We start from the raw sequence: 24,222 nt of genomic DNA on the forward strand, positions 1-24,222 counted from the left end.
CCTCGGCGCATGCAGCTTACAACTTGTAACTCACCGCCAGGGGCCCACCGCATGATCACCAGCAAGTTGCCGAACGTCGGCACCACCATTTTCACCACCATGTCGCAACTCGCTGCAGAAACCGGCGCGTTGAACCTGTCCCAGGGTTTTCCTGATTTCAATGGTCCCCAGGCCTTGCTCGACGCGGTGGGCAAACACGTTGCCAGTGGTCATAACCAATACGCGCCGATGACCGGCCTGCCGGCCCTGCGTCAGCAAGTGGCAGCCAAGATCGCTCGCAGCTATGGCGTGTCGGTCAATCCCGACAGCGAAGTGACCATCACCCCCGGCGCCACCCAGGCGATCTTCTGTGCGATCCAGGCAGTGATCCGCAGTGGTGACGAGGTGATTGTCTTTGACCCGTGCTACGACAGCTACGAGCCTTCGGTGGAGCTGGCTGGAGGGCGTTGTGTGCATGTGCAACTGGGGCTGGCGGATTTCAGCCTGGATTTCGAACAGATCAAGGCCGCGCTGACCCCGCGTACACGCATGATCATCCTCAACACCCCGCACAATCCCAGTGGTGCCCTGATCACTCGCGCCGAGCTCGACCAATTGGCCGAGCTGATCCGCGATCGCGATATCTATCTGGTCAGCGATGAGGTCTACGAGCACCTGGTATTCGATGGCGTACCCCACGTCAGCGTCCTGGCCCATGAAGAGCTGTATCAGCGCGCGTTCGTGGTCAGTTCCTTTGGCAAGACCTACCACGTCACCGGCTGGAAGACCGGCTACGTGGTGGCGCCAGCGGCCTTGAGTGCGGAGCTGCGCAAGGTGCATCAATACGTCAGTTTCTGCGGTGTAACCCCATTGCAGTACGCCCTGGCCGACTTTATGGCCGAACACCCGGAGCATGTCGAGGAACTGCCCGCTTTCTACCAGGCCAAACGTGACCTGTTCTGCGATCTGCTGGCCCCCTCGCGTTTCAGTTTCACGCGGGTGGCCGGTACTTACTTTCAACTGGTGGATTACTCACAGATTCGCCCGGACCTGGATGACGTGGCCATGTCGCTGTGGATGACCCGCGAGCATGGCGTGGCGACAATTCCGGTCTCGGTGTTCTATCGGACCCCACCCCAAGGCCAGCGCCTGGTGCGCCTGTGCTTTGCCAAACGCGAGGAGACGCTGCGTCAAGCAGCCGAGAAACTATGCGTGATCTGAGTGCTTTACCTGACCTGAACATTGCACTGGTGCAGACCACCCTGGCCTGGCATGACCGCCAGGCCAACCTGGAGCATTTCGAGCTGCTGCTGGAGCAGGCCAGGGGCGCCGACCTGATCGTGCTGCCGGAAATGTTCACCACCGGCTTTTCCATGGAGTCCCAATTGCTGGCCGAAGCCGAAAACGGCCCGACCCATGAATGGCTCAAGACCCAGGCCCGGAAGTACAACGCGGTGATTACCGGCAGCGTGATCATCCAGGCCGCTGACGGCAGCCACCGCAACCGCCTGTTGTGGGCGCGGCCCGATGGCGAGGTGTTGCACTACGACAAGCGCCACCTGTTTCGCATGGCCGGTGAACACAATCACTACACCCCCGGCGAGCGCCAGGTGCAGTTCGAGCTCAAGGGTTGGCGGGTTCGCCCGCTGATCTGCTATGACCTGCGCTTCCCGGTGTGGAGCCGTGATGCCCAGGACACTGACCTGCTGCTGTATACCGCCAACTGGCCGGGGGCACGGCGTCAGCACTGGAACCGCCTGTTGCCGGCTCGAGCCATCGAAAACCTGTGTTATGTGGCGGCCGTGAACCGAGTGGGTACGGATGGCAAGGGCTTTGCCTACACCGGTGACAGCCAGGTCCTGGACTTTCAGGGCGAAAGCCTGCTGAGCGCAGGGGAGGCGGACGGGGTGTTCCAGGTGTGCCTGGACGCGGCGCAATTGGCGGACTATCGCACGCGGTTTCCGGCGAATCTGGATGCCGATAGTTTTCAGTTTGTCTGACTGGGGCCCGTTGTCAGTGGGATAGCTATCGCGGGCAAGCCCGCTCCCACAGGGGAATGCATTCCAAATGTGGGAGCGGGCTTGCCCGCGATGAGGATAGGTATCTACAGATTTTTTTAGTGATTCTTAGGTTTGTGTACATATCCGTTGGTGCGGTTATGGCCACTTAGGGTTCCGCCCTGACGGCCAGCGTGGTTTAACGGGGCGCCTAAGATCAAAAGCAAAGCGAGGCGGCCTGACAGCCGACCTGATCGTCGAGATGTACGCACATACCTGTGGGAGCTGGCTTGCCTGCGAAGGCGGTGTATCAGTCGATAAATGTATTGGCTGATACACCGCCTTCGCAGGCAAGCCAGCTCCCACAAGGGGGAATGCAGCTTCGCGCCCCGGCTTTGCTGTTGCTGTCGCTGTTGTTCTGCTTTTGATCTGGCTTTTGATCTTAGGCGCCCCGTTAAACCACGATGGTCGCAGGCAGGTATTGCGCAGTGGGCACCCCGGCACCGAGTGGTGGGGCAAGAGCGCTTTGCTTACTTTGGGGCTTCTCCAAAGTGAGCCGCCGTAAGGGCGGAACCCTAAGTGGCCATGACCGCAGCAACGGATATGTACACAAACCCAATAAGCACTAGATAAAAGAGTTGTGTAGATACCTATGCCGCGATGAGGCCATCAGCACCACCACAACCCCAAACTAAAAAGGCCCCTGGATTCGCATCCAGGGGCCTTTGGCTTTTCAGCGGTCAGTTACGCTGCTTTCGCTTCCAGCTGGCTCAACGAGCGGTTCAGGGCGCTGAACACCGCTTTGAAGCTGGCGGTGGTGATGTTTTCATCAATCCCCACGCCATGCACCGGACGTTCGCCGTTCACGCGCAGCTCGATGTAAGCCGCGGCCTTGGCGTTGGTCCCCGCGCCGATCGCATGTTCGTTGTAGTCCATGATCTCGACCCCAATCGGCAGGCCGGCCACCAGTGCTTCCAGTGCGCCATTGCCCTTGCCGTGCCAGCGCAGGTTGGTTTCGCCCTGGCCCTTGCCGGAGACTTCGACTTCTACCGAGCTGTTGCCGTTTTCTTCCTGCAGGCGATGGCTGACCAACGCGTACGGGGTGTTGGCTTGCAGGTATTCACGCTGCAACAACGCGTGGATCTGCGCGGCGGTCATTTCCAGGCCCACGCGGTCGGTTTCGGCCTGTACCACCTGGCTGAACTCGATCTGCATGCGGCGTGGCAAGCTGATGCCGTATTCCTGCTCCAGCAGGTAGGCGATGCCGCCCTTGCCCGACTGGCTGTTGACGCGGATCACCGCCTCGTAGCTGCGGCCAATGTCGGCCGGGTCGATTGGCAGGTACGGCACTTCCCACAAGGTATCCGGTTTCTGCTGGGCGAAGCCCTTGCGGATCGCATCCTGGTGGGAGCCGGAGAATGCGGTGTGGACCAGGTCGCCGACATATGGGTGACGTGGGTGCACCGGGATCTGGTTGCATTCCTCGACCACTTTGCGCACGCCGTCGATGTCGGAGAAGTCCAGCTCAGGGTCCACACCCTGGGTGTAGAGGTTCAACGCCACAGTGACCAGGTCAACGTTACCGGTACGCTCGCCGTTGCCGAACAGGCAGCCTTCGACACGGTCGGCGCCAGCCATCAGGCCCAACTCGGTAGCCGCGACACCGGTGCCACGGTCGTTGTGGGTGTGCAGGCTGATGATCACGCTGTCACGACGGTTGATATGGCGACCGAACCACTCGATCTGGTCGGCATAGATATTCGGCGTGGCGCATTCCACGGTGGCCGGCAGGTTGAGGATCATCTTGTGCTCAGGCGTCGGGTTCCACACCTCGATCACCGCGTCACACACTTCCTTGGCGAATTCCAGTTCAGTAGCGCTGAAGGTCTCCGGGGAGTATTCGAAGGTCCACTGGGTTTCCGGCTGCTGGGCGGCGTACTTGACGAACAACTTGGCCGCGTCGACCGCGATGGCCTTGATCCCGTCCTTGTCCTGGTTGAACACAATACGGCGGAAGGACGGCGAGGTGGCGTTGTACAAGTGCACGATGGCTTTCTTGGCGCCGCGCAGGGATTCGAAGGTGCGGGCGATCAAGTCTTCACGGCCCTGGGTCAGCACCTGGATGGTGGTGTCCTCGGGGATGTGGTTGTCTTCGATCAGGGTGCGCACGAAGTCAAAGTCGGTCTGCGAAGCGGCCGGGAACGAGGCTTCGATTTCCTTTACGCCCACCGCGACCAGGGTTTTCCAGAAGCGCAGTTTTTTCACCGCATCCATCGGTTCGATCAGCGACTGGTTGCCGTCGCGCAAGTCGGAGCTGCACCAGATCGGCGCGGTGGTGATGGTCTTCGACGGCCAGGTGCGGTCCGGGATATCAATGGTCGGGAATGCGCGGTATTTCGAAGACGGGTCTTTGAGCATGCTCATCAGAAGAATCCTTGTTGTAGGGCCGAGAAGAGGCGGCCTGCCAGAAAGCGTTTATTAGGGATGCAAACCGGGGACGAGGCAGATCGATTCAGCCTGGCAGTCGTGCGCTGACGAGGCACAGGCTGCGGTGCTGACGGAGCTGAATGAGGGTGTGAGAGGTTTTCATAAGCTCAACCCTAACCGTCGGGGTGAAAGATGGCAAGCAGTCGAAAAAAATTGAGAGAAGTTCTGCTATTTCTGTAAGAAACGAGATTTTATGGTTGGTAAACGCTCAAGCCTTTGTTTTGTTTGCGTGAGGGTTTCGGGATGCGCAATCAGTGGAATTGAGCTGGCGTCATCGCGGGCACGTTGAATCGTTGCACCGCGATAACGCCCGTATGCCCAGCGATCACATCAAGGCTGGAACGCCCCAATAAAGATCGCCGGATCGACCCGCGCATCATTCAAGCTGATATTCCAGTGCATATGCGGCCCGGTCGCCCGGCCCGTCGCCCCGACCTTGCCCACCACCGTTCCACGCACCAATTGCTGGCCCACCTTCACGTCAATCTTCGACATATGGCAGAACATGCTGATAAAGCCCTGGCCATGATCGACAAACACCGTATTGCCGTTGAAGAAATAATTGCCCACCAGAATCACCTTGCCATTGGCCGGGGTCTTGATCGGCGTGCCGGCAGGCACCGCGAAGTCCAGGCCCGAGTGCGGGTTGCGTTCTTCACCGTTGAAGAAGCGGCGCACGCCGAACTTGCTCGACAGCGGGCCGTTCACTGGTTTGTCCAACACCAGGTTGCTTGGCAGGTTCGGGCTGAAGCTGCGGTAAGCCTTGAGTTGCACGGCCAGTTCGCCTTCGATGCGCTTGAGCTGCGCCGGAGCGGGGTTGACCTGGCTTTTGTTCTTCAGGGTGATGCGCTGTTCCGGGTACTTCTTGAAACCGACGATAAACGGCAGGGTGCGCCCGCCGCTGCTGATGCGCTCGTTACCGGGCTTTACCGTCAATGGGATGCCGACAATCGCCAGCCAGTTGTCCTGTTCCTTGACCACCAGCACCGGTTTGCCCTGGTAGGTGGCTTTCGGTGCGGCGGCGGCGGGGCCCAGGTCGACCACGGCCACACCGCCGGGTACCGGCTTGTTCAGGGTGCGGGTGATGTAGCTGTCGGCGTGGGCATTGAAGGCGAGGCACAGCAGCATCAGCAGGCTAAATAGACGAGGCATCAATCAATCCAGTAATGAAAGGGTGACGGGTGTCAGGTGGTTATCTTCCACCCGCACTTGCAATTGGCCTTCACCGAGGCGCGCGGTCAGGCGTTGGCCGGTGTGGGTTTGCGCGGCATTGCGAATCGCCTGGCCGCGCTCGTCCAACAGGATGCTGTAGCCACGGCCCAGGGTCGCCAGCGGGCTGACCACCTGCAACGTCTGCACCTGGCTTTGCAGTTGCAGACGACGGGCCTTGAGGCCCTCGCGCATGGCCCGGGGCAGGCGCTCGGCGAGGCTGTCCAGGCGCTGGCGCAGCAGAGCCAGTTGCCGCCCCGGATGCTGCCCGGCCAGGCGCGTTTCCAGGCGGATCAGGCGTTCGCGGCGGGTGTTGAGGCTGCGCTCGAACGCGCGGCGCAGGCGCATATCCAGGTCATCCAGGCGCTGGGCCTGCTGGCGCAGGCGCTCACCGGGGTGACGCAGGCGGCGGGCCATGCCTTCCAGGCGCAGGCGGTCGTGGGTCAGGCGATTGCGCATCAGCATCACCAGGCGCCGGTGCAGGCTTTCGACCTGGCGCACCAGATTGCTCGCATCCGGCGCCAGCAACTCAGCCGCCGCCGACGGCGTAGGCGCACGCACATCGGCCACGAAGTCACTGATGGACACATCGGTCTCATGGCCGACCGCACTGACGATGGGCGTGATACAGGCATCAATGGCCCGCGCCACGGCTTCTTCGTTGAAGCACCAGAGGTCTTCCAGGGAGCCGCCGCCACGGGCCAGGATCAGCGCGTCGAAGCCACGGGCATCCGCCAGCTTGAGGGCGCGGACAATCTGCGCCACGGCTTCGCGGCCTTGCACGGCAGTGGGGATCAGGGTCAGTTGCACGTTCGGCGCACGGCGGCCGAACACACTGATGATGTCGCGAATCACCGCGCCCGTGGGCGAACTGATAATCCCGATGCGGCGTGGATGGGCCGGTAGCGCCACCTTGCGCTCGGCACTGAACAAGCCTTCGGCGCTGAGCTTTTCCTTCAAGGCGTCGAAGGCCAGGCGCAACGCGCCATCACCGGCCGGTTCCACGGTGTCGAGGATCAACTGATAGTCGCCACGGCCCTCGAACAGCGAGACCTTGCCCCGCACCTTGACCGCCAGGCCATCCTTCAGTGCCTGACGCACCCGTGCGGCATTGTTGCGAAACAGTGCACAACGCACCTGTGCGCCGCTGTCCTTGAGTGTGAAGTACACATGGCCGGAGGCGGGGCGGGCGAGGTTGGAGATCTCGCCTTCGACCCAGATATTGGTGAACACGTCTTCCAGCAACACCCGCGCGCGGCCGTTGAGCTGGCTGACAGTCAGGACTTCGCGGTCCAGGCCCAGGCGGGCAAACGGGTCTTTAATCATGGGAAGAGATCTTTAGTCATGGGCGGCAGTTTATAGGCATTCGCCCAAGGTTTGACAGAACTGCGCCACCAACGCGCTCGGCGCCTGCGCGCAGGCCAGGGCCACGGTGCTGTGGCAATCGGGGTCGGCCAGGGGCAGGAAGTGAATATTGGCTGGGGCAATATCGCGCATCGACTCGGGCAGCAGGGCAATGCCAAACCCCGCCTGGATCAGCTGCAACTGGGTGGTCTTGCGCGACATCACCCGTGCGGCCTTGGGGAAAAATCCGGCACGCATGCACAATTCGGCCGACAGATAACTCAGACCCCCGCGTTGCGGGTGGGGGATCGAGATAAACGCTTCGTCCTTCAACTGTGCCAGTTCAATGGCCGATGTGTGCTGGGCCAAAGGGTGCGCTGGCGGCACGGCCAGCAACAGTGGCTCCTTATATAAAGGCACGATGCGCACCCCTTCGCGCTGACGCAGTACCGGCAGGCGCAGCAGGCCGACCTCCAGGCGACCATCGGCAATGTCTTCCAACTGCGCTTCGGAGGACAGTTTGACGATATCCATCGACACCCCTGGGCACTGTTCCAGCCAGGTGCTGATCCCGCGCAGTACCCGCCCACTCATCGGCACTGTGCTGGAGTGGCTCAGGCGCAGGGTGCCGAGCTGGCCGTGGCCGACCTGGGTCGCCAGTTCACTGGCCTTGTGCAACTCGCCCAGCAGGTTGCGCGCCCGTGGATAAAACGCCTCGCCGGCGGCGGTCAGTCTGGGTTGGCGGGCGGTGCGCTCGAACAGCGGGGTTTGCAGGATAATTTCCAGCTCCTTGATCTGCCGGCTAAGGGCCGATTGCGCGACAAACAGGCGCTCGGCGGCGGCGCTGAAGCTGCCGCTCTCGGCGATTTCGACGAAGTAACGCAGTTGCCGGGTGGAAATCACGAGTCATGCCTTTTCGAGATAGGTGGGGGGCTTGGAAGATATTAGTCGCAACCCATCCGCTTGGCTAAAGTGAGGGCCATCGCTGACAAGGAATATTGCATGAGCCTGGTTGAATTGATGGGGCAGTGGTCGTTCGGGGCGCTGGACTGGTTGGTAATCGGCCTGGGGATTGCCCTGGCCTACATCGTGTTTGGCATCGCCGGCTTCGGCACGGCGCTGGTGGCCGGGCCGATCCTGATTATGTTTATGCCGCTGTCGAAGATCATCCCGCTGCTGGTGCTGCTGGATTTCGTCGCGGCCTTTGGCAACCTGCTGCAATCGCGGCGGGATGTGGTCAAGCCGGAGCTGTTGCGATTACTGCCGTGCATGGCGATTGGCTGCACCCTCGGCGTGATCTTCTTGCTCAACCTGCACTCGGACCTGCTGCTGCTGTTGATGGGCCTGTTTATCAGCACCTATGCCATCTACAGCCTGGCGGTAAGGGCCAAGCCCACGGCCCTGGCTGCCGGCTGGTCGGTCCCCATGGGCGTGGTGGGCGGATTGTTTGGTGCGTTGTTTGGCAGTGGCGGCTTTTTATATGCGATCTATCTGAACAGCCGCCTGCCCAAGGACGGCGCGCGGGCGACCCAAAGCGCGCTGATCAGCGCGAGCACCGTGGTGCGCCTGAGTCTGTTTTTGATCGCCGGGGTGTATGCCGAGTTGCCGTTGCTGATGTTGGCGGTGTGCCTGTTGCCGGCGATGGCCCTGGGGCTGTGGGCGGGGCGGCGATTGACCCTGCGCATGTCCCGTGAGGCGTTTGTGCGCTTGGTGACATGGTTGGTGCTGGCCAGTGGCATTGCCTTGATTGGGCGGTATTTGAGTACTTGACCTGTGGGTTTCAGGGATTAAGCTGCCGGGCTCTAGGGCCTCATCGCGGGCAAGCCCGCTCCCACATTGAAATGCAATCGAATGTGGGAGCGGGCTTGCTCGCGATGGCGTCAGACGCCACACCGCAGGACTCCCATGAATTCCCAAAGCATCCTTGTCCCGAAAATCTCCACCTTGCCCGTCCACGAACCCCGCGCCCGGGCCATCGTGCGCTGGCTGGTGCGCAAGAACATCATCAAGGAAGAACTGACCACCTGCGGGCGCACCGGCAACCGCATGGGCTACGCCCTGGCCGACGGTGCCCGCGCCGTGGTGCTGCACCCCGAGGCGCTGCCGTTCAACGAGCCGGTCAATGGCCTGGAAATCATCTACAAACGCTGCATCTACACTCCGGCCAAGGGCTTTCTCGAAGAAGCCGGCTGCCCGGAATGCCTTAAAGAAGTCGGCGAGGCGCTGTTCGACAGCCTGGAAGACTGGATGCCCGGCCACACCGACAACTTCACCTGCCCGTTGTGTGGGCATGAAGATGACATCAACGGGTTTCTGTTCCTGCAGGAATGCGGCTTCTCCAACCTGGGCTTCATCTTCAACAACTGGGCGGAAGCGGGTTTCAAGCAGAGCTTTATCGACGAGTTTGCCGACTGGCTCGATCAGAAAATCAGCTGGGTCAAAGTCGAACTCTAGGAGCGCCCCGATCATTCCCACGCTCCGCCTGGGAACGATCAGGGCCTGGAAATTCCCCATCTATCAGTATTACCAAGTTTGTCAGAGTTTTACGTTGAGGCCCGAGGGGTGTCTGAGTATAATGACGCGCTTCCATTTTCCCGCTCGGGAGCCCCCGCGATGCTGCGTATCAGCCAAGAAGCTCTGACATTCGACGACATTCTCTTAGTGCCCGGTTATTCCGAGGTGCTTCCTAACGAAGTCAGTCTCAAGACCCGCCTAACCCGTGGCATCGAGCTGAATATTCCCCTGGTTTCCGCTGCCATGGACACCGTCACTGAAGCCCGTTTGGCAATCGCCATGGCTCAGGAAGGCGGCATCGGCATCATCCACAAGAACATGACCATCGAGCAGCAAGCTGCCGAAGTGCGCAAGGTCAAGCGTTACGAAGCCGGTGTGGTGAAAGATCCAATCACCATCGAAGCCGACGCCACCGTGCGCGACCTGTTCGACCTGACCCGCCTGCACAACATCTCCGGTGTTCCCGTGCTGCATGATGGCGACCTGGTCGGCATCGTCACTTCCCGTGACGTGCGCTTCGAAAACCGTCTTGAAGTCACCGTCCGTGAAGTGATGACGCCTAAAGAGCGCCTCGTCACGGTCAAGGAAGGCGCCGACAAGAACGATGTGCGTGAACTGCTGCACAAGCACCGCATCGAGCGCGTGCTGATCGTCGACGACAAATTCGCCCTCAAAGGCATGATGACCGTCAACGACATCGAAAAAGCCAAGGCTTACCCGCTGGCCAGCAAGGATGACCAAGGTCGTCTGCGCGTTGGCGCCGCCGTTGGTACTGGTAAAGACACCGGTGACCGCGTTGCGGCCCTGGTCGCTGCCGGGGTTGACGTGGTGGTGGTCGACACCGCCCACGGTCACTCCAAAGGCGTGATCGACCGCGTGCGCTGGGTCAAGCAGAACTTCCCTGACGTACAGGTGATCGGCGGCAACATCGCTACCGGCGCAGCGGCCAAGGCCCTGGCCGAAGCGGGCGCTGACGCGGTCAAGGTCGGTATCGGCCCTGGCTCGATCTGCACCACGCGGATCGTCGCCGGTGTGGGCGTGCCGCAAATCAGCGCCATCGCCAATGTTGCCGCTGCCCTTGAAGGCACTGGCGTACCGTTGATCGCCGACGGCGGCATCCGTTTCTCCGGTGACCTGTCCAAGGCCATCGTAGCCGGTGCCTCCTGCGTGATGATGGGCTCGATGTTCGCCGGTACCGAAGAAGCACCAGGCGAGATCGAACTGTTCCAGGGCCGTTCCTACAAGGCTTACCGTGGCATGGGTTCGCTGGGCGCCATGTCCCAGGCGCAAGGTTCCTCCGATCGTTACTTCCAGGACTCCTCGGCAGGCGCCGAGAAGCTCGTACCGGAAGGCATCGAAGGCCGTGTGCCGTACAAGGGCACCCTGAGCGCCATCATCCATCAGCTGATGGGCGGCCTGCGTTCCTCGATGGGCTACACCGGCAGCGCCGACATCGAAGAAATGCGCACCAAGCCAGAGTTCGTACGGATCACCGGCGCCGGCATGGCTGAATCCCATGTCCACGACGTGCAGATCACCAAGGAAGCGCCAAACTACCGCGTAGGTTGAGGCTTCCAGCAAAACGTTAAGTAACCGGGGCTGTTCTTTCAGCCCCGAGTTGTTTCTGATTCATTAGACGAGACTGACTTCATGGCCCTCGACATTCACGCCCACCGCATCCTGATCCTCGACTTCGGTTCCCAGTACACCCAGCTGATCGCCCGCCGCGTGCGTGAAATCGGCGTGTACTGCGAACTGCACCCGTTCGACATGGATGACGAAGCGATCCGCGAATTCGCCCCTAAAGGTGTCATCCTGGCCGGTGGCCCCGAGTCCGTGCACGAAGCCAACAGCCCGCGTTGCCCGCAAGCGGTGTTTGACCTGGGCGTGCCGGTCTTCGGTATCTGCTACGGCATGCAGACCATGGCCGAGCAACTGGGCGGCAAGGTTGAAGGTTCCGAACTGCGTGAATTCGGTTACGCCCGTGTCGACGTGGTCGGCAAGAGCCGCCTGCTGGACGGCATCGAAGACCACATCGACGCCGACGGCCTGTTCGGCCTCGACGTCTGGATGAGCCACGGTGACAAGGTCACCAAGATGCCGGAAGACTTCCACATCCTGGCCAGCACGCCGAGCTGCCCGATTGCCGGCATGTTCAACGACGAGCGCGGCTACTACGGCGTGCAGTTCCACCCGGAAGTGACCCACACCAAGCAGGGCGGCCGCATCCTGTCGCGCTTCATCCTCGACATCTGCCAGTGCGAAGCCCTGTGGACCCCGTCGAAGATCGCTGAAGACGCCATCGCCAACGTGCGTGCCCAGGTCGGTACTGACAACGTCCTGCTCGGCCTGTCCGGCGGCGTAGACTCCTCCGTGGTTGCTGCGCTGCTGCACAAGGCCATCGGTGACCAACTGACTTGCGTGTTCGTCGACAACGGCCTGCTGCGCCTGCACGAAGGCGAGCAAGTGATGGCCATGTTCGCCGAGAACATGGGCGTCAAGGTGATCCGTGCCAACGCCGAAGATCAGTTCCTCAACAACCTGGCCGGCGAGTCCGACCCAGAGAAGAAGCGCAAGATCATCGGCCGCACTTTCATCGACGTCTTCGATGCCCAGTCCAACAAACTGGACAACATCAAGTACCTCGCCCAGGGCACCATCTACCCCGACGTGATCGAGTCGGCCGGCGCCAAGAGCGGCAAGGCCCACGTGATCAAGTCCCACCACAACGTGGGTGGCCTGCCTGAGGAAATGAACCTCAAGCTGGTAGAACCGCTGCGCGAACTGTTCAAGGACGAAGTTCGTCGTCTGGGCCTGGAACTGGGCCTGCCGTACGACATGGTCTACCGCCACCCATTCCCAGGCCCGGGCCTGGGCGTGCGCATCCTCGGTGAAGTGAAAAAGGAATACGCCGACCTGCTGCGTCGTGCCGACCACATCTTCATTGAAGAACTGCGCAAGGCCGACTGGTACCACAAAGTCAGCCAGGCCTTCGTCGTGTTCCAGCCGGTGAAATCGGTTGGGGTGGTCGGCGATGGCCGTCGCTACGCCTGGGTCGTGGCCCTGCGTGCCGTAGAAACCATCGACTTCATGACCGCCCGCTGGGCACACCTGCCGTACGAACTGCTGGAGACTGTCAGCGGCCGTATCATCAATGAAATCGAAGGTATCTCGCGCGTGACGTATGACGTGTCGAGCAAGCCGCCGGCGACGATTGAGTGGGAATGATTGGATGTCCGGCATTGTCCGGCACCCTCTAGCAAAAAGTACCCTGAAGCCCGCTTAATTGCGGGCTTTTGGTAATGGGTTACCGGCGGCCTTCGCACACCGGTGATTCGCCGATGCGGCCTTCCTTGCACAGGTCGATGTTATCTGTGCGCTTGAAGCCGGCGTCTTTCATGCAATAAAACTGCGTGAGCACCTGGTCAATCGGCGTCCTGTCCCCTGTCCCTGTCAGGTTGATATAGCCGCAGGCGGTCATAGCACTCTTGACGCCTTCTTCAGACACTCCGTTCTTCTTCCAATTGGTAAATTCCGGCGGCGGAGGTTGAAAGCCCCTGCCTGTGCAGCCAATCAATAACACAGCGCAAAAACTCAGCAACAGGCTCTTCGTGAGCATGGCGTTCTTCCTCATGGTTTGGCTCGGATATCGTATGCGTCGTATCAGCGAGCTTGTCGAGGTAGTGTCGAGGGCTGCTCAGGAGTAACTAGAAAAACTCATCCAACAGGCAGTAAAAAGCCATTCGCTGCTCATCAGGTTCCACACCATACCTCTCAAAGAACGGCCTGACCCATTCCTGCCCCAAGTTGCGCTCGACACTGCGGGCCGCCAGGGCCAGATCTTGATAACGGTCACTGACCCCCAGGCGGCCGCAGTCGATAAAACCACTGAGGTGACCGTCCGCTGCCATGAAGTTCGGCAGGCAGGCGTCGCCGTGGGTTACCACCAAGTCATGGGTGGTGGGCCGTGTCGACAGGAGTTCGGCGAACACATCGGTGGCGCTGCGTCCCAATCGCTCATCGTCGAAGTCCGTTACATCAATCAGCCCGGCGTTGATATGTGCCTGGGCGACGGTGACGCGCTGTTCCAGGGTGTGATCGAAGGGGCATTGCGCCACGGGGATCTGGTGCAATGTACGCAGGGCGTTGGCCAGGATGTCGATGATCTGCGCGGCAGAAAGGTCACTGCTACTGGCCAGGTCCTGTCCCGGGATGGCGCTCATCAGCAGCCAGTGGTGATGGTTTTCCTGCACCTCGTCCAGCACCACCGGCGCCGGCAGGCCCTGCTGTTGCAGCCAGTGAAGGCGCTCGATTTCATCGGCAAGCTCGGCGTGTTCTACGAGGGGCTCGGCCTTCAGGAACAGGTCCGTGCCGTTGTCCCTGCGTAGCCGGAAGACGTCAGCCCGCGACTCGCCGATGGCCTGCTGCTCGATCAGCGCATGGGGGAACTGTTCACGCCATTTGTTTGGAATATTCACAGGGCTTTTCCTCTTTCCTGCTTCAGCGCCGTGCGATATCCGAGAAGTAAAACTTATCCAGCGTATGCCGCGACTCGGTGTATTCGAACTGCCGCCCGTCCTGCAAAAATGTCTGGTTGCTCACCACAATCACATGGCTCTGGCCGTCGAGGTCCAGGTGCGCCTGGTCGTCCTTGCTGCGGGGCAGGGCTTCGATGGTGCGCTGGGCGTAGCTGATCTGCAGATGCAGGGTCTGTTCGATGAAGGCGTAGATCGACTGCTCGGCAATCGCCTGGTCCAATCCGGGGATCAGTTCGGCGACGAAGTGGTTGATGTCGAGGATCACCCGTTTGCCGCCGATGCGCCGCACCCGTTTGATGCGGGTAATCAGGGTGCCGGGCTCGGCCTCGATATGTTGCAGCAGCGAGCCTTCCAGCGGGAGTTGGGTGAACTCGACCACTTCGGTGCGTACGTCATCGCCCAGGTCGGCGTGGGTTTCGTGGAAGCTGACGATGCCGCCCAGTTGAAACTCAATCGGATTGGGCGACAGCACGAAGGTGCCCTTGCCATGGATTTTTTGCGCGAACCCACGCTCCTGCAATTGCTCGATGGCCCGGCGCACGGTGCCACGGCTGGCCTGGTAGGTGTCCATCAATTCGGTTTCGGAGGGCAGGCGCGTGCCGCGTTGCAGGCGTTCGGTGGTGATGCTGGCAAGCAGATCGGTGTAGATCTGGTTGTATTTACTCATGGAGAGGGCTCTGTGCCGCGTTTGCGTTCAAGGCAGGAACCTTAGTGGCAGAGGCGGGCTTTGTCCATTGGCCCCTTGGAAAGCGGTGGGCGACTATTTTTGTAACTCGTACAGACGAGTTGTTGCTTTAACTCGTCTGTACGAGTACTTTTGCCCTCGGCATGCTGCCAATAACAAGAATCTAAAGTGGAAGAACAAGCATGAGCCACGACTATTCCAACATCGCCCGCGAGATTCTCCAGAACCTCGGGGGCAGCGATAACCTTGAGCAGGCGGCCCACTGCGTGACGCGCCTGCGCCTGGCCCTCAAGGACCCGAGCCTGGTCAACGGCAGTGCGTTGAACCAGGTCGACCTGGTCAAGGGCTCGTTCTTCACCGGCGGTCTGTTCCAGATCGTCATCGGCCCCGGCGAAGTCGAAAAGGTCTACGCCGCCCTGCGCGAGCAGACTGGCCTCGCCGCCGCCACCATTGCCGATGTGAAGAAGAAGGGCGCCGACAAGACCAACGCCATGCAGCGCCTGGTGCGGGTGTTCTCCGATGTGTTCATGCCGATCCTGCCGGCGCTGATCATTGCCGGCCTGCTGATGGGTATCAACAACCTGATGGGCGCCAAGGGCATGTTCATCGAGGGCCAGACCTTGCTCGAGGCTTATCCGAACCTGGATGGCCTGTGGAGCCTGATCAACCTGATGGCCAACACCTCGTTTGTGTTCCTCCCGGCGCTGGTGGGCTGGTCGGCGGCCAAGCGCTTTGGCGGCAGTGAAATCCTCGGCATCGTGCTCGGCCTGATGCTGGTCCACCCGGACTTGCTCAACGCCTGGAACTACGGCAAGGCGGTGGCCGGGCTCGACGGCCAGAGCTTGCCGTACTTCGATATTCTGGGCTGGTTCCAGATCGAGAAGGTCGGCTATCAAGGCCAGATCCTGCCGATCCTGATGGCCGCCTACGTCATGAGCGTGATTGAAAAATGGCTGCGGGCGCGGGTGCCGAATGCCATCCAATTGCTCGTCGTGCCGATCACCACCATCGTCGTCACCGGCGTGCTGGCCCTGGCAATCATCGGCCCGGTGACCCGGCACCTCGGCATCCTGATCACCGAAGGCGTGGTCACTCTGTTTGACCTGGCGCCAATGGTGGGCGGGGCGATTTTCGGCCTGCTGTATGCGCCGCTGGTGATTACCGGCATGCACCACATGTTCCTTGCCGTGGACCTGCAACTGATCTCGACCCAGGGTGGCACGTTTATCTGGCCGATGATTGTCATGTCCAACCTGGCCCAGGGCAGCGCGGCCCTCGGGGTGTTCTACATGAGCCGCAATGCGCGGGACAAAAGCATGGCCTCGACCTCGGCGATTTCCGCTTACTTCGGAATCACTGAACCGGCGATGTTTGGGGTGAACCTGCGCTTCAAGTTCCCGTTCTATGCCGCCCTGCTGGGCTCGGCCCTGGGCAGCATTTTCCTCTCGCTGAACAAGGTGCAGGCCTCGGCCATCGGCGTGGGCGGCCTGCCCGGATTTATTTCGATCGTGCCGCAATCCATCGCGATGTTTGTGATCGGCATGGTCATCGCGATTGTCGTGCCGTTTGTTCTGACCTGCGGGTTGAGCATGAAAATTGTTCGGCCGGGTTATCGCGTCGCCTGATAGATCGCCATCGCAGGCAAGCCAGCTCCCACATCTGGAATGCGTTCCCCTGTGGGAGCCGGGCTTGCCCGCGATGAGGCCCGCAAGACCAGCACACCACTCTACTGAAGGAGCCCACCATGCAAGACTGGCAACACTCGGTGATCTACCAGATCTACCCCAAAAGCTTCCACAGCCATGCGGGTAACGCCACCGGTGACCTGCTGGGCATCGTGGACAAACTCGACTACCTCCAGTGGCTGGGCGTCGATTGTCTGTGGATCACCCCGTTCCTGCGCTCGCCCCAGCGCGATAATGGCTATGACATCAGCGACTACTACGCCATCGACCCCAGCTACGGGACCATGGCCGACTGCGACCTGCTGATCAGCGAAGCGGCCAAGCGCGGCATCAAGCTGATGCTCGATATCGTGGTCAACCACACCTCCATCGAGCACGAGTGGTTCCAGCAGGCGCGCAGCAGCCTCGACAACCCGTACCGCGACTTCTACATCTGGCGTGACCAGCCCAATAACTGGGAATCCAAGTTCGGCGGCTCGGCCTGGGAATACGAGGCGCAGACCGGCCAGTACTTCCTGCACCTGTTCGACCACACCCAGGCCGACCTCAATTGGGACAACCCCAAGGTGCGCGCCGAAGTCTACAAACTCATGCGCTTCTGGCGTGACAAGGGCGTGGGCGGCTTCCGTCTGGACGTGATCAACCTGATCTCCAAGCCGGCGGATTTTCCCGAAGACAACAGCGACGGCCGGCGCTTCTACACCGATGGGCCGAACGTACATGCCTACCTGCAGGAAATGCACCGCGAAGTGTTCGAGGGCCACGCACTGATCAACGTCGGCGAGATGTCCTCCACCAGCCTCGAACACTGCATTCGCTACTCGCGACCAGAGTCGAAAGAGCTGTCGATGACCTTCAACTTTCATCACCTGAAAGTCGACTACCCCAACCTGCAAAAGTGGGTGCGCGCCGACTTCGACTTCCAGCAACTCAAACGGATTTTCTCCGACTGGCAACTGGGCATGCAGGCCGGGGGCGGCTGGAACGCGTTGTTCTGGTGCAACCATGATCAGCCGCGGGTGGTCTCGCGCTTTGGCGATGACGGCGAATACCGCGTGGTCTCGGCCAAGATGCTCGCCACGGCCTTGCACTTCCTCCAGGGCACGCCGTTTGTGTACCAGGGCGAAGAGCTGGGCATGACCAATCCGGGCTTCGACAGCATCGAGCAGTACCGTGATGTCGAGACCCTGAACATCTACCGCCTCAAGCGCGATGCCGGTGAGTCCGAGGCCTCGAGCATGGCCGCGATCAAGCAGAAATCCCGCGATAACGGCCGTACCCCGATGCAGTGGGATAGCCAGGCCAATGCCGGTTTCAGCCGCGCTGAACCGTGGATCGGCATCCCGGCCAATGCGGCGCAGATCAATGTCCAGAGCCAGCTGGATGACCCGGATTCGGTGCTGCATCACTACCGCGCGCTGATCGCTTTGCGGCGCCTTGAGCCGCTGATTCAAGAAGGCGTCTACCGCCAACTGCTGCAGGACCACGACAAGGTCTGGGCGTACCTGCGTGAAGGCCATGGCGAGCGCCTGTTGGTGCTGAACAACTTCTATGGCCAGCCCTGCGAAATCCGGTTGCCCAACAACCTGATCAGCGCGGCGAGTGAGCAACGCCTGCTGATCAGCAACTACCCCGACTGCCCGGTACCCACGGACACGGTCATCTTGCGTCCTTACGAGTCTTTTGTGCTGCACCTGACCGACTGAAACATCCCCTTTTCAGGCGCCGGCTTGCCGGCTCCGACAGGGAAAAAATAAGAAAAAATAATGGAGCGCTTCATGAAAACAACAATAAAGCTGGGCCTCGTTGCATCCTGTCTGACCCTGCCCCTGGCGGCGCATGCCCTGGAATTTGCCGGTTACCTGCGCAGCGGCGCCGGCACCTCGACCGGCAGCGGCCCGCAGCAATGTTTCCAACTGCCGGGCGCCCAATCCAAATACCGCCTGGGCAACGAATGCGAACAATATGCCGAGCTGGAGTTGCGCCAGGACCTGTTCACCCTGGATGACGGCTCGGTGCTGAGCGTGGATGCCATGGCCTCGCTGTACAACAAGTACGACCGCGAGCTGAAGTTCCAAGGCGAAAACAACGGCTCGGCGCGCATGCCGCAGATGTATGCGCAGTGGTCGAATATGCCTAGCCTCAATGGCGGCTCATTGTGGGCCGGCCGGCGCTACTACAAACGTAATGACATCCATATTTCCGACTTCTACTACTGGAACCAGAGCGCCACCGGCGGCGGCATCGAGGACGTGCTGATCGGCGATCTGAAATACAGCTACGCCCTGTCGCGCAAGGACAACCTGTACCAGAAGGAATACGCCACCCGTCACGACTTCAACGTCGCAGGCTTCAAGACCAACCCCGGCGGCGAGCTGGAGCTGGGCCTGAGCTATATCGAACAGGCGGGCGGGCGCGACACCCACAGTGGCTGGGCCCTCACTGCGCAGCATGTGCAGGCCGCGTTCCTCGGTGGCAAGAACAAGTTCGCCCTGCAGTACGGCGAAGGGCCGGGCACTGGCCTTGGCTACACCGGCAACACGGCACTGGAGCGCAGCAGCAAAAGCTACCGCGCGGTGGAGTTTTTCGACTGGCAAGTGACCCCGCGTTTTGGCGGCCAGGTCGAGGCGGTGTACCAGAAAGACGTGCGCCCCGGCAGCCAGGACCAGACCTGGATGTCCATCGGTGTGCGCCCGGCGTATGCCATCAGCGAGCAGTTCAAGCTGGTCACCGAACTGGGGCATGATCAGGTCGACGCCAGCGGCGGCACGCGCAAACTCAGCAAATTCACCTTCGCCCCGACCTGGTCGCCCAAAGGCCCGGATTTCTGGGCGCGGCCGGAGGTGCGTTTGTACTACACCTATGCCACCTGGAACGAAGCGGCCAAGCGCGCGGCCAATGAACTGGCGGCGGGTTCGGCGTTGTCCGACACCGGCTCCTACGGCACCGCGCGGCATGGCTCCAACTTCGGTGTGCAGGTCGAATACTGGTGGAAATAAACACCGGCTTTATGTGGGAGCCGGGCTTGCCCGCGATACCGGCGGCTCGGTGTTCCAGTGCAACCGTATTGATGCAATCGCAGGCAAGCCAGCTCCCACTGGGGCCCATTTCACCCCGGGATTTGTACTCGGCCGATGATTTTTACAGAACCAAACAGCAGGTGATGTCATGACCACAACTCAACCCCTGGAACTGCTGGCGCCCCTGGCGGGTGTGCTGTTGCCCCTGGACCAGGTGCCGGATCCGGTGTTCTCCAGTCGCCTGATCGGCGATGGCGTGTGTATCGACCCCACCTCGCAGACCCTCTGCGCGCCGCTGGCCGGGGTGATCAGCAATGTCCAGGACAGTGGGCATGCGGTCAGCGTCACCGACGACCACGGCGTGCAGGTGCTGATGCATATCGGCCTGGATACCGTGAACCTGGCGGGCAAGGGTTTCACCCGGCTGGTCGAGGAAGGCCAGCGGGTCGAGGCGGGTCAGCCGTTGATCGAGTTTGATGCCGACTTTATCGCGCTCAATGCCCGCAGCTTGCTGACCCTGATGCTGGTGGTCAGCGGCGAGCCATTTGTGCTGCTGGCAACGGACACCGGGCTAGTCGCCGCCGGGCAACCGTTGCTGCGGGTGACCCCGGTAATCCGTGCGGCCAACGACGAGGAAGAGGAGGGCGACGCGCTATTTTCCAAACCCCTCACGCTGCCCAATGCCAACGGCTTGCATGCCCGCCCGGCGGCGGTGCTGGCCCAGGCGGCGAAGGGCTTCAATGCGAGCATCTGCCTGCACAAGCAAACCCAGAGCGCCAACGCCAAGTCCCTGGTGGCGATCATGGCGTTGCAGACGGTGCAGGGCGATACCTTGCAAGTCAGCGCGGCGGGGCAGGACGCCGAGGCTGCGATTCAGGCGCTGGTCGCGCTGTTGCTGGAGGGCTGTGGCGAAACCGTAGCGGTGCTGGCCGAGGAGGTTAAACCGGTCGCGCCGCTGTCGTCGGCGAGCGTGTTGCGCGGCGTCTGTGCGTCGCCCGGTTCGGCATTTGGCCAAGTGGTGCAGGTGGCCGAGCCGCAGCTGAATGTGCCTGAAGAGGGGGCTGGCGAGGCGCTGGAACGGGCCGCTCTGGAGCGTGGCTTGCGCGCTGCAACCCAAGCGCTGCAGGCGTTGCAGGACAAGCCCGGCGGCAGGGCCCAGGTAGAGATTTTCCGTGCCCATCAGGAATTGCTCGAAGACCCGACCCTGCTTGAACAAGCCCACGCCCTGCTCGCCGAAGGCAAGAGCGCCGCGTTTGCCTGGAACAGCGCCACACTCGCTACCGCCGAGCTATTCGAGCAATCAGGCAGCCCCCTGCTGGCCGAACGCGCCGCCGACATGGCGGATGTTGGCCAGCGCGTGCTCAAGCTGATTCTCGGGGTTCAAGACGGCGCCTGGGAGTTGCCGGAGCAGGCCATCCTGATTGCCGAGCAATTGACCCCTTCGCAAACCGCCAGCCTCGATCCGGGCAAGGTGTTGGGGTTTATCACCGTGGCCGGAGGGGCCACCAGCCACGTCGCCATTCTTGCTCGCGCCCTGGGCTTGCCGGCGATGTGCGGTGTGCCGGCCCAGGTCCTGGCGTTGCCCGATGGCAAGCCCGTGTTGCTGGACGCCGACAAAGGCGAACTGCACCTCGACCCGGACCTGGCGGTGATCGAGACGCTGCGGGCTGCGCGCGAGCAGCAGGTTGTGCGCCACCAGCGCGATCTGCAGCAGGCCGCCTTGGCCGCCATCACTCGCGATGGTCATCATATTGAGGTGACCGCCAACGTCGCTTCGCTGCAGGAGGTGCAGCAAGCCCTGGTCCTGGGGGCCGAGGGGGTCGGGCTGTTGCGCTCGGAGTTTCTCTACCTGGACCGCAACCGCGCGCCGAGCCCGCAGGAACAGGCCCAGACCTACAGCGCCATTGCCGGTGTCCTGGGCACCGAGCGCAATCTGGTGGTACGCACGCTGGATGTGGGCGGTGACAAACCCTTGGCCTATGTGCCGATGGACAGCGAGACCAACCCCTTTCTTGGCCTGCGCGGCATTCGCCTGTGCCTGGAGCGCCCGCAACTGTTGCGCGAGCAGTTCCGCGCAATCCTTGCCAGCGCGGGCCTGGCGCGGCTGCATATCATGTTGCCGATGGTCAGCCTGTTGTCGGAGCTGCATCAGGCCCGGCAGATCCTCGAAGAGGAAGCGCTGGCCCTGGGGCTTGCCGAGCTGCCGAAGCTGGGGATCATGATTGAGGTGCCGTCGGCGGCATTGATGGCGGACGTGTTTGCGCCCCATGTGGACTTTTTCTCGATCGGCACCAATGACCTGACCCAATACACCCTGGCCATGGACCGCGACCACCCGCGCCTGGCCAGCCAGGCCGACAGCTTTCACCCGGCGGTGCTGCGGCTGATCGCCACCACGGTCAAGGCCGCCCATGCCCATGGCAAGTGGGTGGGTGTGTGTGGCGCGCTGGCGTCCGAAACACTGGCGGTGCCGATGTTGATCGGGCTGGGGGTGGACGAGTTGTCCGTCAGCGTACCGTTGATCCCGAGTATCAAGGCCACCGTGCGTGACCTGGACCTGGCGGACTGCCAACTGATCGCCCACCAGGTGTTGAACCTGGAAGAGGCCGCCCAGGTGCGCGAGGCCCTGAGCCTGTACCACGCAGCGACCGTCGAAACCTCATTGGTTGTGGAGAACTGAATATGTTCGAGAAATTGCAGCAGGCGTTCTGGAAAGCCCTGACCCCGGACCTGGTGGCGGAAACGGCGGTTGCCGAGCCGAAGGCTGACGGCATGTTGGCGCCGGCGGTGCTGAGTGCATTGGGCGGGGCGGCGAATCTCAAGACGCAGCAGCGGGTGGCGTTGACGCGGACCCGCGTGCAGCTACAGGACCCGGCGCTAGTGGACGAGGCGGCGCTGAAGGCGGCGGGTATCACGGCGGTGATGGTGCTGGCGGGCGGGGTGGTGCATCTGATCACTGGCCTGTAGAACACCACAAAATAAATGTGGGAGAGGGCTTGCCCGCGATAGCGGTGGGTCAGTCAAATACTCATCAACTGACCCACCGCTATCGCGGGCAAGCCCGCTCCCACATTGGGTTTTGTGCTGTCTGATCGGACCCGGGGGTCAGAGTTGGGGGGTATCTTGCGGCGGCTTGGTCTTGTCCACGCCCGGCACATGCAGGTTGCCTTCCACCATCTGGTTGCCCTCCAGCTGCGGCTGGGTCACCCAGGTCAGGATGTCGTAATAACGGCGGATGTTGGCCACGAAGTGCACCGGCTCGCCGCCCCGGGCGTAGCCGTAGCGGGTCTTGCTGTACCACTGCTTCTGCGACAGGCGCGGCAGCATTTTCTTCACGTCCAGCCACTTGTTCGGATTCAGGCCTTCCTTTTGCGCCAGCTTGCGCGCGTCATCCAGGTGACCGCCGCCGACGTTATAGGCCGCCAGGGCAAACCAGGTGCGGTCAGGTTCGAGAATCTTGTCGTCCAGTTCGCTCTTGATCATCGCCAGGTACTTGGCGCCACCCTTGATGCTCTGCCGCGCATCCAGGCGGTTGGACACGCCCATGGCCTGGGCGGTGTTCTGGGTCAGCATCATCAGGCCGCGCACGCCGGTCTTGGAAGTGACGGTCGGTTGCCACAGCGATTCCTGGTAACCAATGGCTGCCAGCAGTCGCCAATCGACCTTTTCTTCCTTGGCCGAGGTCTTGAAGAACTTCTCGTACTTGGGCAGGCGTTGCTGCAAGTGCTGGGCAAAGGTGTAGGCGCCGACGTAACCCAGTACATCGACATGCCCGTAATAACGATCCTTGAGGCGCTGCAGGGTGCCGTTCTTCTCGACCTTGTCGAGGTAGCTGTTGACCTCGTTGAGCAGGCTGTTGTCTTCACCGGCAGCCACGGCCCAGCTCTGGTTGCTGGCGTTGCCCAGATCGAAGGCCACCCGCACGTTGGGGAAGTACACCTGGTTCATCGCCACTTCATTGGAGTCGACCAGGGTCAGGTCGATCTGCCCTTCATCGACCATGCGTAGCAGGTCGACCACTTCAACGGCATCGGACTCTTCGTACTCAATCGCAGGATTCTGCTTTTTCAGCTCGGCCAGTTGCTCGGCATGGGTGCTGCCCTTGAGCACCATGATCTTTTTGCCCACCAGGTCGGCCGCGTTGGTGGGGCGGGACTGGCCGTTGCGATAGATGATCTGCGGGGTGACTTCCAGGTACGCATGGGAAAAGCGCACCTGTTGTTTACGCTGCTCGCTGCTGACCAGGCCAGCGGCGGCCAATACCGGACCGTTGGGTTTGCCCAACTGGTCGAACAGGTCGTCGAGGTTGTCGGCGGTCTCGATTTCAAGCTTGACCCCCAGGTCGTCGGCAAAGCGCTTGACCAGTTCGTATTCGAAACCGGTTTCGCCGTTGCGGTCCTGGAAATAGGTGGCCGGGCTGTTTCGGGTGACCACCCGCAATACGCCATCCTCCTTGATTCGCTCGAGCGTGCTGGGCTTATCAACACAGGCGCTGAGCATCAGGAAGAGTCCGGTGGCGAGGAGCCATTTGGCACATCGCGGGCGCAAAGCAGTTGGGGAGAACATCTGGGCAGTATACGCAAACGGCCCACGGCGCCATATCTCGACAGCATGGGAGTTGTCTGCTAGCGCCTGCGAAACTGTGCTGCAGCCCGCAGAAACGTGGCCTGGGGCGCAATGGTGAGGGTGAAAATAACTGCGTCGGCCACCCTGGAAAACGCCCCGATACCGTGCAATCTGTGCCAACTGACGTTCGGCAGCGGC

19 protein-coding genes are annotated in these 24,222 nt (G+C 61.4%); 11 read left to right on the forward strand and 8 right to left on the reverse strand.

The features are described 5' to 3' along the window. The first annotated feature begins 51 nt into the window (after positions 1-51). Positions 52-1,200 carry a pyridoxal phosphate-dependent aminotransferase gene (locus PSFL_RS26675; protein WP_057960566.1) on the forward strand — a complete coding sequence of 383 codons (1,149 nt, stop codon included), beginning with the start codon at positions 52-54 and terminating at the stop codon, positions 1,198-1,200. Beyond that, entirely contained in the window at positions 1,188-1,979 is a 792-nt protein-coding gene (locus PSFL_RS26680) for an amidohydrolase (RefSeq protein ID WP_169960778.1), read from the forward strand. Before PSFL_RS26675 ends, PSFL_RS26680 begins: the two co-directional genes overlap by 13 nt. A 741-nt stretch (positions 1,980-2,720) precedes the next feature. On the opposite strand, the gene leuA is transcribed toward PSFL_RS26680, so the two are convergent. From leuA to PSFL_RS26700, 4 genes are all read right to left on the reverse strand, one after another. Next, complete coding sequence (gene leuA / locus PSFL_RS26685) at positions 2,721-4,400, reverse strand: 2-isopropylmalate synthase (RefSeq protein ID WP_057960565.1); 1,680 nt, start codon at positions 4,398-4,400, stop codon at positions 2,721-2,723. Positions 4,401-4,793: 393 nt separating this feature from the next. After that, on the reverse strand, positions 4,794-5,615 hold the full coding sequence (locus PSFL_RS26690) for a M23 family metallopeptidase (protein ID WP_128593883.1): 822 nt from the start codon (positions 5,613-5,615) through the stop codon (positions 4,794-4,796). Positions 5,616-5,618: 3 nt separating this feature from the next. Beyond that, positions 5,619-6,998: an exodeoxyribonuclease VII large subunit gene (gene xseA, locus PSFL_RS26695; protein ID WP_057960563.1), complete on the reverse strand. Its 1,380-nt coding sequence runs from the start codon at positions 6,996-6,998 to the stop codon at positions 5,619-5,621. A 30-nt stretch (positions 6,999-7,028) separates the two neighbouring features. After that, positions 7,029-7,919 carry a LysR family transcriptional regulator gene (locus PSFL_RS26700; RefSeq protein ID WP_169960780.1) on the reverse strand — a complete coding sequence of 297 codons (891 nt, stop codon included), beginning with the start codon at positions 7,917-7,919 and terminating at the stop codon, positions 7,029-7,031. 99 nt (positions 7,920-8,018) lie between these two features. On the opposite strand from PSFL_RS26700, the gene PSFL_RS26705 reads away from it, so the two are divergent. The 4 genes from PSFL_RS26705 (at position 8,019) to guaA (ending at position 12,758) form a co-directional block, all read left to right on the forward strand. Beyond that, a complete protein-coding gene (locus PSFL_RS26705) occupies positions 8,019-8,786 on the forward strand; it encodes a sulfite exporter TauE/SafE family protein (RefSeq protein WP_057437962.1) in 768 nt (255 codons plus the stop codon). Between the two features lie 135 nt (positions 8,787-8,921). After that, positions 8,922-9,470: a hypothetical protein gene (locus PSFL_RS26710; protein ID WP_057437964.1), complete on the forward strand. Its 549-nt coding sequence runs from the start codon at positions 8,922-8,924 to the stop codon at positions 9,468-9,470. A 159-nt stretch (positions 9,471-9,629) separates the two neighbouring features. Then, complete coding sequence (gene guaB / locus PSFL_RS26715; RefSeq protein ID WP_003209646.1) at positions 9,630-11,099, forward strand: IMP dehydrogenase; 1,470 nt, start codon at positions 9,630-9,632, stop codon at positions 11,097-11,099. An 81-nt stretch (positions 11,100-11,180) separates the two neighbouring features. Next, entirely contained in the window at positions 11,181-12,758 is a 1,578-nt protein-coding gene (guaA, locus tag PSFL_RS26720; RefSeq protein ID WP_017134673.1) for a glutamine-hydrolyzing GMP synthase, read from the forward strand. Between the two features lie 79 nt (positions 12,759-12,837). Here guaA and PSFL_RS26725 read toward each other — a convergent pair whose 3' ends face one another. From PSFL_RS26725 to treR, 3 genes are all read right to left on the reverse strand, one after another. Continuing rightward, positions 12,838-13,149 carry a hypothetical protein gene (locus tag PSFL_RS26725; RefSeq protein WP_057437965.1) on the reverse strand — a complete coding sequence of 104 codons (312 nt, stop codon included), beginning with the start codon at positions 13,147-13,149 and terminating at the stop codon, positions 12,838-12,840. Positions 13,150-13,237: 88 nt separating this feature from the next. Beyond that, positions 13,238-14,008, reverse strand: a complete 771-nt coding sequence (locus PSFL_RS26730; RefSeq protein ID WP_397470657.1) for an APH(3')-II family aminoglycoside O-phosphotransferase — start codon at positions 14,006-14,008, stop codon at positions 13,238-13,240. Between the two features lie 22 nt (positions 14,009-14,030). Continuing rightward, the gene (gene treR, locus PSFL_RS26735) at positions 14,031-14,735 is read right to left on the reverse strand and encodes a trehalose operon repressor (protein ID WP_057960558.1); all 705 of its coding nucleotides are present in this window, start codon (positions 14,733-14,735) and stop codon (positions 14,031-14,033) included. Positions 14,736-14,935: 200 nt separating this feature from the next. Here treR and treP point away from each other — a divergent pair, with 200 nt between their 5' ends. From treP to PSFL_RS26760, 5 genes are all read left to right on the forward strand, one after another. Beyond that, positions 14,936-16,378 (forward strand): PTS system trehalose-specific EIIBC component, encoded by a 1,443-nt coding sequence (gene treP, locus PSFL_RS26740; protein WP_057437971.1) that lies wholly within the window; start codon positions 14,936-14,938, stop codon positions 16,376-16,378. A gap of 119 nt (positions 16,379-16,497) precedes the next feature. Then, positions 16,498-18,144, forward strand: coding sequence for an alpha,alpha-phosphotrehalase (gene treC / locus PSFL_RS26745; protein WP_397470658.1), 1,647 nt, complete (start codon positions 16,498-16,500; stop codon positions 18,142-18,144). Positions 18,145-18,216: 72 nt separating this feature from the next. Then, positions 18,217-19,437 carry a carbohydrate porin gene (locus PSFL_RS26750; protein ID WP_057444517.1) on the forward strand — a complete coding sequence of 407 codons (1,221 nt, stop codon included), beginning with the start codon at positions 18,217-18,219 and terminating at the stop codon, positions 19,435-19,437. 169 nt (positions 19,438-19,606) lie between these two features. Beyond that, positions 19,607-22,138: a phosphoenolpyruvate--protein phosphotransferase gene (gene ptsP, locus PSFL_RS26755; RefSeq protein ID WP_397470659.1), complete on the forward strand. Its 2,532-nt coding sequence runs from the start codon at positions 19,607-19,609 to the stop codon at positions 22,136-22,138. A 2-nt stretch (positions 22,139-22,140) separates the two neighbouring features. Beyond that, positions 22,141-22,425, forward strand: a complete 285-nt coding sequence (locus PSFL_RS26760) for a PTS transporter subunit EIIB (protein WP_128593878.1) — start codon at positions 22,141-22,143, stop codon at positions 22,423-22,425. Positions 22,426-22,563: 138 nt separating this feature from the next. Here PSFL_RS26760 and mltF read toward each other — a convergent pair whose 3' ends face one another. Next, entirely contained in the window at positions 22,564-24,024 is a 1,461-nt protein-coding gene (mltF, locus tag PSFL_RS26765; protein ID WP_115127488.1) for a membrane-bound lytic murein transglycosylase MltF, read from the reverse strand. Between the last annotated feature and the right edge of the window lie 198 nt (positions 24,025-24,222).

This window comes from Pseudomonas sp. DD1 (genome assembly GCF_044510355.1).
Lineage (GTDB): Bacteria > Pseudomonadota > Gammaproteobacteria > Pseudomonadales > Pseudomonadaceae > Aquipseudomonas > Aquipseudomonas shahriarae.